Origin of the sequence: Pseudomonas subflava, from assembly GCF_023823685.1 — a bacterium.
Classification (GTDB): domain Bacteria; phylum Pseudomonadota; class Gammaproteobacteria; order Pseudomonadales; family Pseudomonadaceae; genus Aquipseudomonas; species Aquipseudomonas subflava.
Map to the genome: position 1 here is coordinate 570,163 of NZ_JAMXBF010000001.1, position 12,369 is coordinate 582,531.

Sequence of the window (12,369 nt, forward strand, 5' to 3'; positions counted from 1 at the left end):
CGCGGCGTTTCTGCGTCAGATTCCCAACGCTGCCGGCGCGATGCCGGCACTGATGGTGCCCCAACGCCGGCCACCGACATGCACCGGGGTGTAGATCACGAAGACGATGGTACTGGTACCCGGGATGACGAAGGTGCCCATGCTCAGGTGCTGGCATTGACGAACGCTGTTCATCTCGCTCTCGCTGACCGGAATGAAGCGTTGATGCATGCTCTTGGCCGCATCCACCTGAGGGTTGCCGGTCGGCGGTTGTGAGGCGGCGCTGCGGGCAGCCGGCAGGTATCCGCGCTCGGTCATCGGAACCAGATAGAGCACTCCGTCCTTGCCGCCGTGGTCCCACTCGTCGAGCAGCGGCTGGATGCGCCGGCGATAGGGCTCGACCCAGCTGACATCATGTTTCTGCGGATTGGTGTTGGGAATCGGCCGGTAGTTCTGATCGAACAGGTCGACGCCTGAGGCTTTCAGTTCTTCCAGCTGTACCTCGATCAGATCGCGGCGCTGAAACAACATGTCGGTGATGGCTTCCAGCCGTCCGCTGCCGAGGCGGAAACTGCACAATTGCTGTACCAGCAGGTTGGTGGTGTCGCGCAAAGTATCGGCCTGGGCGAAGTTCTGCTTCATCCGGTCGCCGATGCCCAGGCTGAGCTCGCGGATGCGGTTGCTGTGCTGGTGGGTTTCCTGATTGGTGGCGTTGAGCTCTTCCAGGGCGCTACTGACCATCAGCAGGTCGTCATTGGCCTGCTGGAAGTCGCTAACCATGAGCTCGAACTGCTCGGTAGCGGTGTTCACCACGGTGCTGGTGGCGGCGCTCTGTTCCAGCATGCGCAGGGTCTGGACGTCCGCCCCATCCATGGCGCCGGTCATTTCTTCCATCAGTATGCCAATCTGCTGAGCGGCGGTGCCGACCTTCTGCGACAGGTTGCGCACCTCGTCGGCGACCACGGCGAAACCGCGGCCCGCCTCGCCGGCGCGAGCTGCCTCGATGGCGGCGTTGAGTGCCAACATGTTGGTTTGGGCGGAGAAGTCCTGCACGGTGACCAGAATTTCTCGCACCTTGCCGGTGGTGGAGCCGAGCGCCTCGATGTTGTGACGGAAGCCGTCCATGGTCAGGTTGACGTCCTGCATCTGGCGCCGGGCTTCGCTCAATTGCCGTTGCGACTGATGCGCCATGTCCAGGTTGCGGCTGTTCATCTCGGTGATGCCACCCGCGCGCGCGGAAATATCCTGCAGCGCTGCCGTGGTCTGTTCGCTGGCATGGAAGATCAGGTCCGACAGGCTTTGCTGCTCTCCGGCTTCCTTGGCCGCCTGTTCGGACTGCAGGCGGGTCGCTGCGGATGTCAGGGCGATCTGCAGGCTGTTGTGTTGCAAGCTGGTGATGCTCTGGCGTAGGCGGCTAGCCAGCTTTTGAAGGCTGACGGCGTCATCCTGATCGTCGCCTTCGCTGACGTTGCTAAGATCGATCAGCTGTCCGTTGATGGCCTCCAGTCGACCCGCCAACGGGTTGCGCTTGGCCCCTTTGCCCAACTGCCAAGTCAGCAGCAGAAGCGGTAATGCCAGTAGGCCGGCGACCAGGCGCAGGCTATTGTCGGCATGGATCAGTACGGCACCGAGCAAAATGACCTGGCAGGCCAGCAGCAAGCACAGCGGGGAAAACAGGGGCAGGCCGGACGCCTGCGCGGTGGTAGTCGTGGATGGGGAGTTGTGCATGGGCTACACCGAAAGCGTTTTTATTGATTTTATGTGTCGGCCAATCTAGCAACTTCGTGATGTCCATCACGTCGATCTTAAGTGTTAATGATCGATTCATACTTTCTGCTTACCGGGGAAACCATGCAGCTTTCCGCTCTCTACCGCTATCCGCTCAAGTCCGCTCGCGGCGAGAGCCTCGTCAGTTCACCGCTGGAAAGTCTCGGGCTGCACGGCGATCGCCGATGGATGCTGGTGGAGCCGGAGAGCGGGCGCTTTCTCACCCAGCGCCTGTTGCCGCAGCTGAGCCAGCTGAGTGCGCTGTACAACGCGGATGGCGGCCTCAGCCTGAGCGCGCCGGGTTTCGACGGCCTCGAGGTAGCGCTGCCGCAGCCCGACCAGGATCTGCGCGGCGTGACCCTGTGGCGCGACACGCTGCGCGTACCGGATGCCGGCGACGCCGCGGCCGAATGGCTGAGCCGCTTCATCGGCCGGCCCTGCCGCCTGGTGCAGGTGCCCGAGGCGCGTGCGCGCCAGGTCGATACCGGCTACGCCCAACCCGGCGACAAGGTGGCGTTCGCCGATGGCTTCCCGTTGCTGCTGATCGGCCAGGCGTCGCTGGACGATCTGGCCGCGCGGGTCGGACGGCCGCTGGAGATGCTGCGCTTTCGTCCCAATCTGGTAATCGAGGGCAGCGCGCCCTACGCCGAGGACGGCTGGAAGCGCATTCGCATCGGCGATCTGGAGTTCGACGTGGCCAAGGGCTGCAGCCGCTGCATCCTCACCACCATCGACCCGCAGACCGGCGAGCGCAACGCCGACCGCGAGCCTCTGACCACCCTGAAGACCTACCGTGAGCGCAACGGCGAAGTGTATTTCGGCCAGAACCTGCTGCCGCGCGGCATCGGCGAGCTGCGCGTGGGCATGCCGGTGGAGGTGCTGGAGTAGCTGGCGTAGCCCGGATGTAATCCGGGAAGTCGCGAGGATGTGATTCCCGGATTGCATCCGGGCTACAGCAAACTGGAATGGGGCTGTAGCTGAAACGAGAAGGGCGCCCATGGGCGCCCTTATTTTGTTCGAAGCTGTTCACGAGCTATCGAGCTGGAGAAAAACCAGGCGGGGAGAGCTGAGGAAGCGGACTGGGCTCGCACGCGAGTTGACGGATGGTCAATGAGCATTCCGACCGGGCTGGCGACCAGGCTATTCCCAGCGCAGTTTTTCGATACGCAGCGTGCTTGTGGGCAGGTTCTCACTGGTCGTCGAAGAAGCGCTCGTGCCAGTCCACCAACGGCTGCGGCGCGCCGAGTTTCTGGCCATAGATCACCGAGTAGGACAGTACGTTCTGCACGTACTGGCGGGTCTCGTCGAAGGGAATGTTCTCCACCCACACATCGAAGGCCAGGTGATCGGCGCCGCGCAGCCACTGGCGCACGCGGCCTGGGCCGGCGTTGTAGGCGGCGGAGGCGAGCACGCGGTTGCCGTTGAACTGCGCGTGCACCTGGCTCAGGTAGGCGGCGCCGAGCTGGATGTTCTTCTCCGGCACCAGCGCCTGCTTGGGATCGCCCAGGGGGATGCCGAACTTGCGCGCGGTCTCCTTAGCGGTGCCCGGCATGAGCTGCATCAGGCCCATGGCTCCGACCGGCGAGCGGGCGTCGGCCATGAAGGCGCTCTCCTGGCGGGTGATGGCAAACACCCAGCTGGAGTGCAGGCCGCGCACCTTGGCCTGCTGGGTCAGGCTGCTCTGGTGGGCCATGGGGAAGCGGATGTCCAGGTCGTCCCAGTACTTGGCCTGGCTGATGGTGCGGATGGCCGGGAAGTACCACTGCCTGTCGAAGGCCAGCTTGGCCTGGGCCACCAGCTCCTCGCGGCTGAACAGGCGGCTGACGTGATACCACTCGCGACGGCCGTCGACGATCTGGCCACGGTCATGGAATTCCAGTGCGCGGCGGATGCCGGCGGTGCTGCGCACCTTCTGCATCAGCTGCGGGTCGATGGCCATGGGCTTGTTGTTGAGGCTGTAGGGCGCCTGGATGCGGTCGGCGGCGAGGAAACCATAGAAGTCGCGCTCCTTGGCCAGCTGTTCGTAAAGCGCCAGGGCCTGCTGATCCTCAGGCTTGGCCAGCTGCAGGCTACGCGCATGCCAGTAACGCCAGCGGCTGGTGGTGGCCAGGTCGGCGGGCAGGCGGCTGGTCAGCTGGTAGGCGTCCTCCCAACGACCGTGGCGTAGCAGCAGACGGGCGCGCCACTCGGAGACGGTGTTGTCGCGCAGTTCCGGGTCGTATTGGGCCATGACCTGCAGGGCGCGCGCGTCGAAGCGCTTGGCCAGGGTCAGGCCGATCTCGCGGGCGATGGCGACCTTCTCCTCGGCGGAGAACGGCAGTCTGGCGGCATAGACTTCGAGCAGGCCGAGGGCCTTCTCCGGGTCCTGGCGCGCCAGGCGGCGCAGGCCGAGGCCGGCGGCGTCGGCCATGTAGCGGTCGGCCGGCGCGAAGCGCGCGGTCTGGCTCATCATCTGCGGCTTCTGCGCCGCCTCCAGCATCAGCTGGCCCTGGCTGCCGAGGGTCGGCAGGCCCTTGATCAGGTAGCTGGCCAGGCCGAAGTTGCGCGCCTCGGCGGCCAGCTTGGCGCGCTGCCAGCGGCGCTGCTCGCTGAGCTGACCGTCGGCGCGCCAGGTGCTGAACAGGGCATCGCAGGCATCGGGCTGGGACTTGCCGACCAGCCACAGCTTCTCGGTCGCGGCGCGCGCCTCGGCCTTCATGCCCTGCTTGTACAGGTACTGGCCGTAGAGGCAGTCCAGCTCGGTGAAGTTGAGTTTCGGGTCGTAGTGGTTGGCGAAGGTCTGCCACTCGCCGCGCTCGGCCAGCCAGCGCAGCCAGCGCAACTTCATCCAGCCGGCCTGGGGCAGGTCGCCGTGCTCGGTGAGGAAGGCTTCGATCTCGTCGTTGTTCGCCCATTTCAGCCGCGCGGTCAGCTCGTCATAGGCCAGGTACGGCTCGAGCGGGTAGTCGGCGAGGGCGTTGGCGTAGCGCAGGTACGGGCCCTTGTCGCCCTTGGCCAGGGCGCGTTTGGCTTCGTCGTACATCTGCCGCTGCTGGGTCAGACTGGCGGCCTGGGCGGACAGGGAAAGGGTGCTAACGAGCAGGAGGGACAGCAGCTGATACAGGCGACGGGGCATGGTACATCCGGGGGCAGCAGGAACGGAGCGGGGCGACGAGAACGCTAGCTTAGCCTGTCGCACCTGCCGGGAGAATGGCAAGGCCGCCGCGACAAACCGGCCGCGGCCCGCCCGGCCAACTCGGTTAGAATGCGCGCCTGTTCACGAAGGTGGTAGCCAATGACCCTGCTCAAGTTTTCCGACGTTTCCCTGGCCTACGGTGCCATGCCCCTGCTCGACGGGGTGTCCTGGCAGATCGCGCGGGGCGAGCGGGTGTGCATCATCGGCCGCAACGGCACCGGCAAGTCGAGCATGTTGCGCCTGGTCAAGGGCGACCAGATGGCCGACGACGGCGAGATCTGGCGCGCCCCGGCGCTGAAGATCGGCGAGTTGCCGCAGGAGCTGCCGCGCGCCGATGAGCGCACGGTGTACGACGTGGTTGCCGAGGGCCTGGCCGACGTCGGCGCGTTGCTCGCCCAGTATCACCATCTCAGCCAGCACATCAGTGGCGACGACGACCTGGCCAGGCTGACCCGCGTGCAGCAGGAACTGGAAGCGAAGGATGGCTGGCGTCTGCAGCAATTGGTGGAGAGCACCCTGAGTCGCCTGCAGCTGCCGGCCGACAAGACCCTCGCCGAACTCTCCGGCGGCTGGCGTCGTCGCGTGCTGCTGGCCCAGGCGCTGGTGGCCGAGCCCGATCTGCTGCTGCTGGATGAGCCGACCAACCACCTGGACATCGGTGCCATCGCCTGGCTGGAAGAGGCGCTGCTGGGCTTCGGCGGCGCCGTGCTGTTCATCACCCACGACCGTTCCTTCCTGCAGAACATGGCGACGCGCATCCTCGAGCTGGACCGCGGCCACCTGATCGACTGGAACGGCGACTACGCCAGCTTCCTGGTGCACAAGGAGCAGCAACTGGCGGCGGAAGAGACCGCCAACGCGCTGTTCGACAAGCGCCTGGCCCAGGAGGAGGTGTGGATTCGCCAGGGCATCAAGGCGCGCCGTACCCGCAACGAAGGGCGCGTTCGCGCGCTCAAGGCCATGCGCCAGGAGCGCGGCGAGCGGCGTGAGCGCCAGGGCAAGGCGAACATCCAGCTGGACGCGGCGGAGAAGTCCGGCAAGCAGGTGATAGTGGCGGAAAATGTCAGTTTTGCGCACCCAGGGGGAGCCGCGCTGATCCGCGATTTCTCCTCGGTGCTGCAGCGCGGCGACCGCATCGGCCTGCTCGGCGCCAACGGCACCGGCAAGACCACGCTGCTCAAGCTGCTGCTCGGCGACCTGCAGCCCACTAGTGGCACGATAGTGGCAGGTAGTAAACTCGAGGTGGCTTACTTCGACCAGCTGCGCCATCAGCTAGAGCCGGAGAAGACCGTCATCGACAACCTCGCAGAAGGTCGCGAATTCATCAGCATCGACGGGCAGAACCGCCACGTGCTGAGTTATCTCGGGGATTTCCTGTTCAGTCCGCAACGGGCACGCACGCCGGTCAAGGCGCTGTCCGGGGGGGAGAGGGCGCGCCTGCTGCTGGCCAAGCTGTTCAGCAAGCCGGCCAACCTGCTGGTGCTGGACGAACCGACCAACGACCTCGATGTGGAAACCCTCGAGCTGCTCGAGGAGGTCCTGCTGAATTTCCCCGGCACCGTGCTGATGGTCAGCCACGACCGGGCGTTCCTCGACAACGTGGTGACCAGTACCCTGGTCTTCGAAGGCGAGGGACGGGTGCGCGAATACGTCGGCGGCTACCAGGACTGGTTGCGCCAGGGCGGTTCGCCACGGCTGCTGGGCGTCGGCGAGAGCAAACCGGCCCGGGGCGATACATCCGTGGCCGCGCCCGAATCGGCGCCCGCGGTAGCGGCTCCGGCCGCGAAGAAGAAGCTCAGCTACAAGCTGCAGCGAGAGCTGGACGCCATCCCCGGGCAGATCGACGCCCTGGAGACCCAGCTGGCGCAGTTGCAGGGGCAGATCGCCGATCCGGCCTTCTACCAGCAGGCACCGGCCATCACCGGGCCGGCGCTGGAGCGCCTGCAGCGCCTACAAGAAGAGTTGGACCAATTGCTGGAGCGTTGGGCCGAACTGGAAGAATGAGCAAGCCTGCCGGAGAGATGCATGGCGATTGAGTACCGCATTACCCTGGATGACAACCATCAGTTCAGCTACAGGATCGAGCTGGACCGTCAGTACGATCCCCAGGGAGCCGAGGCGACGCCAAAGTGGACGCGCCTCGAACACAACCAGTGCAGCAATTGCCCGCTCAGCAAGGATCAGTACAGCCGCTGCCCGGCGGCCGTCGACCTGCACCGGGTCATCGAGGATTTCCATGGTCTGCCGGCGGTGAAAAAGGCGCACGTCTGGGTGCGCACGCCGGAACGCGAATACACCAAGCAGGTGGGGCTTGAAGAAGGCCTGCGCTCGCTGCTCGGGGTGATCATGGCCACCAGTGCCTGTCCGGTGCTGGGTCGCCTGCGGCCGATGGCGCAGAACCACTTGCCGTTCGCCAGCAGCCAGGAGTTCATCCTGCGCACCATCTCGCTGTACCTGGCCCGCCAGTACTTCAACTTCCGCGAAGGACGGCGCCCGGACTGGGAGCTGAAGGGGTTGGTGCGTCAGTTCCAGCAGCTGCAGCTGGTCAACCAGGCGTTCTGGCAGCGCATCCTGGATGTATGCGAGGGCGATTCCAACCTCAAGGCCTTCCTCACCTTCTTCTCCATGTCGTCGAGCCTGACGGTGTCCATGGAGACCCAGCTGCAAAAGATCCGTCCGCTGGTGATGAGCGCGGGCGACGTTCAGGAATGACCGAAGAGGCCCACGGCATGAGCCGTGGGCCTGTGGTTCACTCCTTCTTCAGGCGCACCGCCAGCACGTCGCACGGCGCGCCGTGCAGCACGTCATTGGCGGTGGAGCCGAGCAGCAGGGCGAGGCCGTGGCGGCCATGGCTGCCGACGACGATCAGATCGCAGCCCTGTTCCTCGGCCAGGCGATGCAGCTCCTGGCGAGGCTGGCCGTAGGCCAGGTGGCGCTGATCGGGGCCGAGCGCCGGGTAGCGCCCGGCGAAGCTCTGCAGGTGCTCGCGGGCCTGGTCGAACTGCTGCTGCTGGAGCAGCGACAGGTCCATCGGTACGTCGCCGCCAAAGGCCATGGCCATGGGCTCGACGATGTGCACGAGGGAAACCTTGGCGCCGTTGGTGGCGGCGATGGCCATGGCACGCTCGGCGACCGGATGGCATTCCTCGGTCAGGTCGACGGCGATCAGGATGTGTCGGTACGGCATCTGAGTCTCCTCCACTGAGTGGCATGCTTGCAGTATGGTGCTGCTCCCTTCATAACACAGGCTTTTTCCCCGCGTGAACGATATGACCTGGTGGATCGTGCTTTTGCTCGTCGGTGTTGCGCTCAGTCCGCTGGTCTGGCTGCGCCCGTCACATCGCCAGCGCGGGCAGATGGAACTGCGCCTGGCGGCGCGGCGCATGGGACTCGGCATGCAGCTCGGGCGCCAGGAATGGCCGCACTGGCTGGAGGGCAATCCGCCGGAGCGCTGCGCCCACTACCATCGTGGTCGCCGGCCGGGTCGCAGCGACAGCTGGGCCTACTGGCAGATCGCGCCGGGGCAATGGTGCAACCAGTGGCGCGAGCCGTGCGCCGACGCCGCGATGCTCGAACGCCTGCACGGCCTGCCGGCGGACGTGTACAAGGTCGAGGCCGATACGCAAATGGTCTCGCTGTACTGGGGTGAACGCGGTGGCGAGAATGAGCTGCGTCAGGTCGCCGAGTTCCTCGTTTCCGCGGCTTGAACCGGATCGCTCGCTCGCCCTCGAATAGACGGTGAGCGGCGCGCGTGGCCGGATTTATGATTCTGGTCATTCCGTGACGCCGCGCTCATTCCAGGCGCCTGCGACGGGCAATTGACAATTGCCGGGTTTTCACTGAATGTACGCCCACCCAAATCAAACGGGCGTATGAATCGAGCGTTTCTGCCTAGGCAGCGCCTTTACAGCCCGATTATCGCGTCGGCGGGTGTGTCGGATCGATTGGGACTATGCTCGACGGCCATGCCTAGAGCGGCCCCGGCCGGTTGGCTCCGATGTGTACAGTTCAGCTTCCATACCGTGGAGATCAGTTGATGATTTACGAAGGTAAAGCCATCACGGTTAAGGCTCTTGAGGGCGGCATCGTCGAATTGAATTTCGACCTCAAGGGTGAGTCCGTTAACAAGTTCAACCGTCTGACCCTGAGCGAGCTGCGCCAGTCGGTCGACGCCATCAAGGCCGACGGTTCGATCAAGGGCGTAATCGTCACCAGCGGCAAAGACGTGTTCATCGTCGGCGCCGACATCACCGAATTCGTCGAGAATTTCAAGCTGCCCGACGAAGAGCTGGTTGCCGGCAACCTCGAAGCCAACAAGATCTTCAGCGATTTCGAAGACCTGGCCGTTCCGACCGTCGTCGCCATCAATGGCATCGCCCTGGGTGGCGGTTTCGAGATGTGCCTGGCCGGCGACTACCGCGTCGCTTCCGAGACCGCCAAGATCGGCCTGCCGGAAGTCAAACTGGGCATCTACCCGGGCTTCGGCGGCACCGTGCGCCTGCCGCGCGTGATCGGTACCGACAACGCCATCGAGTGGATCGCTTCCGGTAAGGAAAGCAAGGCCGCCGACGCCCTGAAGGTGGGTGCCGTCGACGCCGTCGTTGCGCCTGCCAAGCTCAAGGACGCCGCCCTGGACCTGATCAAGCGCGCCATCTCCGGCGAGCTGGACTACAAGGCCAAGCGTCAGCCGAAGCTGGAGAAGCTGAAGCTCAACGCCATCGAGCAGATGATGGCCTTCGAGACCGCCAAGGGCTTCGTCGCCGGTCAGGCCGGCCCGAACTACCCGGCCCCGGTCGAAGCCATCAAGACCATCCAGAAGGCCGCCAACTTCGGTCGCGACAAGGCTCTGGAAGTCGAGGCCGCCGGCTTCGTCAAACTGGCCAAGACCTCGGTCGCCGAGAGCCTGGTCGGCCTGTTCCTGAACGATCAGGAGCTGAAGAAGAAGGCCAAGAAGCACGACGAAATCGCGCGTGACGTGAAACTGGCCGCCGTGCTCGGCGCCGGCATCATGGGTGGCGGCATCGCCTACCAGTCCGCCTCTAAGGGCACCCCGATCCTGATGAAGGATATCCGCGAAGAGGGTATCCAGATGGGCTTGGACGAGGCCTCCAAGCTGCTCGGCAAGCGCGTCGAGAAGGGCCGCATGACCCCGGCCAAGATGGCCGAGGCGCTCAATGCGATCCGTCCGACCATGTCCTATGGCGACTTCAAGGAACTCGACATCGTGGTCGAGGCCGTAGTCGAGAACCCGAAGGTCAAGCACGCCGTGCTGGCCGAGGTGGAAGGCCAGGTGAAGGACGATGCGATCATCGCCTCCAACACCTCGACCATTTCCATCAGCTTCCTGGCCCAGGCCCTGAAGCGTCCGGAAAACTTCGTCGGCATGCACTTCTTCAACCCGGTGCACATGATGCCGCTGGTTGAGGTGATCCGCGGCGAGAAGTCCAGCGAAGTGGCCGTGGCCACCACCGTGGCCTACGCCAAGAAGATGGGCAAGAACCCGATCGTGGTCAACGACTGCCCCGGCTTCCTGGTTAACCGCGTGCTGTTCCCGTACTTCGGCGGCTTCGCCAAGCTGCTGGAATTCGGTGTCGACTTCGTGCGCATCGACAAGGTCATGGAGAAGTTCGGCTGGCCCATGGGCCCGGCCTATCTGTCCGACGTGGTCGGCATCGACACCGGCCACCACGGCCGTGACGTGATGGCCGAAGGCTTCCCGGACCGTATGGCCGTGGAAGGCAAGACCGCCGTCGACGTGATGTACGACGCCAATCGCCTGGGCCAGAAGAACGGCAAGGGCTTCTACGCCTACGAAATGGACAAGCGCGGCAAGCCGAAGAAAGTTCAGGACCCGCAGGCGTACGAGATCCTCAAGCCGATCATCAAGGAGCAGCGCGAGCTGACCGACGAGGACATCATCAACTTCATGATGATCCCGCTGTGCCTGGAAACCGTTCGTTGCCTGGAAGACGGCATCGTCGAGACCGCAGCCGAGGCCGATATGGGCCTGATCTACGGTATCGGCTTCCCTCCCTTCCGCGGTGGTGCTCTGCGTTACATCGATTCCATCGGTGTAGCCGAGTTCGTCGCCCTGGCCGACAAGTATGCCGACCTGGGCGCCCTGTACCACCCGACCGCCAAGCTTCGTGAAATGGCCGCCAAGGGCCAGAAGTTCTTCGGTTAATCGCGCAGCGAACAGAGCGAGAGTAGAAATATGAGCCTGAATCCGAGAGACGCGGTCATTGTCGACTTCGGCCGCACCCCGATGGGTCGTTCCAAGGGTGGCATGCACCGCAACACCCGTGCCGAAGACATGTCGGCCCATCTGATCAGCAAGGTCCTGGAGCGCAACACCAAGGTCGATCCGGCCGAAGTGGAAGACGTGATCTGGGGCTGCGTCAACCAGACCCTGGAGCAGGGCTGGAACATCGCGCGCATGGCGTCGCTGATGACCCAGATCCCGCACACCAGTGCCGGCCAGACCGTCAGCCGCCTGTGCGGTTCGTCCATGAGCGCCCTGCACACCGCCGTGCAGGCCATCCAGACTGGCAACGGCGACGTATTCGTTGTCGGCGGTGTGGAGCACATGGGCCACGTCGGCATGATGCACGGCGTCGATCCGAACCCGCACATGTCCCTGTACGCCGCCAAGGCGTCGGGCATGATGGGTCTGACCGCCGAGATGCTGGGCAAGATGCACGGCATCAGCCGTGAAGCTCAGGACCAGTTCGGTGAGCGTTCCCACCGTCTGGCCCACAAGGCCACCGTCGAAGGCAAGTTCAAGGATGAAATCATCCCGATGCAGGGCTACGACGAGAACGGCTTCCTGAAGGTGTTCGACTTCGACGAAACCATTCGCCCGGAGACCACCGTCGAGAGCCTGGCCGCCCTGAAGCCGGCGTTCAACCCGAAAGGCGGCACTGTGACCGCGGGTACTTCCTCGCAGATCACCGACGGCGCCTCCTGCATGATCGTCATGAGCGCCCAGCGCGCCCAGGACCTGGGCATCCAGCCGATGGCCGTGGTTCGCGCCATGGCCGTGGCCGGTGTCGATCCGGCGATCATGGGCTACGGCCCGGTGCCGTCCACTCAGAAGGCGCTCAAGCGTGCCGGCCTGAGCATGGACGACATCGACTTCGTCGAGCTCAACGAAGCCTTCGCCGCTCAGGCTCTGCCAGTGCTGAAGGACCTGAAACTCCTCGACAAGATGGAGCAGAAGGTCAACCTGCACGGCGGCGCCATCGCCCTGGGTCACCCGTTCGGCTGCTCCGGTGCGCGTATCTCCGGTACCCTGCTGAACGTGATGAAGCAGAACGGCGGTACTCTGGGCGTGTCCACCATGTGCGTGGGCCTCGGCCAGGGCATCACCACCATCTTCGAACGCGTCTAAGCGTTCGGAGATGCGAAGACCGGGGCCAGGTGCCCCGGTTTTTGTTTTTAGGAGATCA

General features: G+C 64.5%; 9 protein-coding genes. 6 read left to right on the forward strand and 3 right to left on the reverse strand.

Annotated elements, in window-relative coordinates; translation table 11 throughout:
* Nucleotides 1–15: 15 nt before the first annotated feature.
* Nucleotides 16–1,707, reverse strand: a complete 1,692-nt coding sequence (locus NF616_RS02690) for a methyl-accepting chemotaxis protein (protein WP_252271495.1) — start codon at nt 1,705–1,707, stop codon at nt 16–18.
* A 123-nt stretch (nt 1,708–1,830) separates the two neighbouring features.
* On the opposite strand from NF616_RS02690, the gene NF616_RS02695 reads away from it, so the two are divergent.
* Nucleotides 1,831–2,634, forward strand: coding sequence for an MOSC domain-containing protein (locus NF616_RS02695; protein ID WP_252271496.1), 804 nt, complete (start codon nt 1,831–1,833; stop codon nt 2,632–2,634).
* A 301-nt stretch (nt 2,635–2,935) separates the two neighbouring features.
* On the opposite strand, the gene NF616_RS02700 is transcribed toward NF616_RS02695, so the two are convergent.
* Nucleotides 2,936–4,861: a transglycosylase SLT domain-containing protein gene (locus tag NF616_RS02700; protein WP_252271497.1), complete on the reverse strand. Its 1,926-nt coding sequence runs from the start codon at nt 4,859–4,861 to the stop codon at nt 2,936–2,938.
* 159 nt (nt 4,862–5,020) lie between these two features.
* On the opposite strand from NF616_RS02700, the gene NF616_RS02705 reads away from it, so the two are divergent.
* Nucleotides 5,021–6,925 (forward strand): ATP-binding cassette domain-containing protein, encoded by a 1,905-nt coding sequence (locus NF616_RS02705; RefSeq protein ID WP_252271498.1) that lies wholly within the window; start codon nt 5,021–5,023, stop codon nt 6,923–6,925.
* A 21-nt stretch (nt 6,926–6,946) separates the two neighbouring features.
* Nucleotides 6,947–7,633, forward strand: a complete 687-nt coding sequence (locus NF616_RS02710) for a DUF6901 family protein (protein WP_252271499.1) — start codon at nt 6,947–6,949, stop codon at nt 7,631–7,633.
* A 37-nt stretch (nt 7,634–7,670) separates the two neighbouring features.
* On the opposite strand, the gene NF616_RS02715 is transcribed toward NF616_RS02710, so the two are convergent.
* A complete protein-coding gene (locus NF616_RS02715) occupies nt 7,671–8,108 on the reverse strand; it encodes a universal stress protein (protein ID WP_252271500.1) in 438 nt (145 codons plus the stop codon).
* Between the two features lie 82 nt (nt 8,109–8,190).
* Here NF616_RS02715 and NF616_RS02720 point away from each other — a divergent pair, with 82 nt between their 5' ends.
* The 3 genes from NF616_RS02720 to fadA all read left to right on the forward strand — a co-directional run bounded on the left by NF616_RS02720 (nt 8,191) and on the right by fadA (nt 12,311).
* A complete protein-coding gene (locus NF616_RS02720) occupies nt 8,191–8,628 on the forward strand; it encodes a hypothetical protein (RefSeq protein ID WP_252271601.1) in 438 nt (145 codons plus the stop codon).
* A 329-nt stretch (nt 8,629–8,957) separates the two neighbouring features.
* On the forward strand, nt 8,958–11,105 hold the full coding sequence (gene fadB / locus NF616_RS02725) for a fatty acid oxidation complex subunit alpha FadB (RefSeq protein ID WP_252271501.1): 2,148 nt from the start codon (nt 8,958–8,960) through the stop codon (nt 11,103–11,105).
* A 30-nt stretch (nt 11,106–11,135) separates the two neighbouring features.
* Nucleotides 11,136–12,311: an acetyl-CoA C-acyltransferase FadA gene (gene fadA, locus NF616_RS02730; RefSeq protein ID WP_252271502.1), complete on the forward strand. Its 1,176-nt coding sequence runs from the start codon at nt 11,136–11,138 to the stop codon at nt 12,309–12,311.
* The last annotated feature ends 58 nt before the right edge of the window (nt 12,312–12,369 follow it).

Excerpts from the sequence above, each read along its gene's own strand:
- NF616_RS02690 (WP_252271495.1), bottom strand. The coding sequence starts at position 1,707 with ATGCACAACTCCCCATCCACGACTACCACCGCGCAGGCGTCCGGCCTG.
- NF616_RS02695 (WP_252271496.1), top strand. The coding sequence starts at position 1,831 with ATGCAGCTTTCCGCTCTCTACCGCTATCCGCTCAAGTCCGCTCGCGGC.
- NF616_RS02700 (WP_252271497.1), bottom strand. The coding sequence starts at position 4,861 with ATGCCCCGTCGCCTGTATCAGCTGCTGTCCCTCCTGCTCGTTAGCACC.
- NF616_RS02705 (WP_252271498.1), top strand. The coding sequence starts at position 5,021 with ATGACCCTGCTCAAGTTTTCCGACGTTTCCCTGGCCTACGGTGCCATG.
- NF616_RS02710 (WP_252271499.1), top strand. The coding sequence starts at position 6,947 with ATGGCGATTGAGTACCGCATTACCCTGGATGACAACCATCAGTTCAGC.
- NF616_RS02715 (WP_252271500.1), bottom strand. The coding sequence starts at position 8,108 with ATGCCGTACCGACACATCCTGATCGCCGTCGACCTGACCGAGGAATGC.
- NF616_RS02720 (WP_252271601.1), top strand. The coding sequence starts at position 8,191 with ATGACCTGGTGGATCGTGCTTTTGCTCGTCGGTGTTGCGCTCAGTCCG.
- fadB (WP_252271501.1), top strand. The coding sequence starts at position 8,958 with ATGATTTACGAAGGTAAAGCCATCACGGTTAAGGCTCTTGAGGGCGGC.
- fadA (WP_252271502.1), top strand. The coding sequence starts at position 11,136 with ATGAGCCTGAATCCGAGAGACGCGGTCATTGTCGACTTCGGCCGCACC.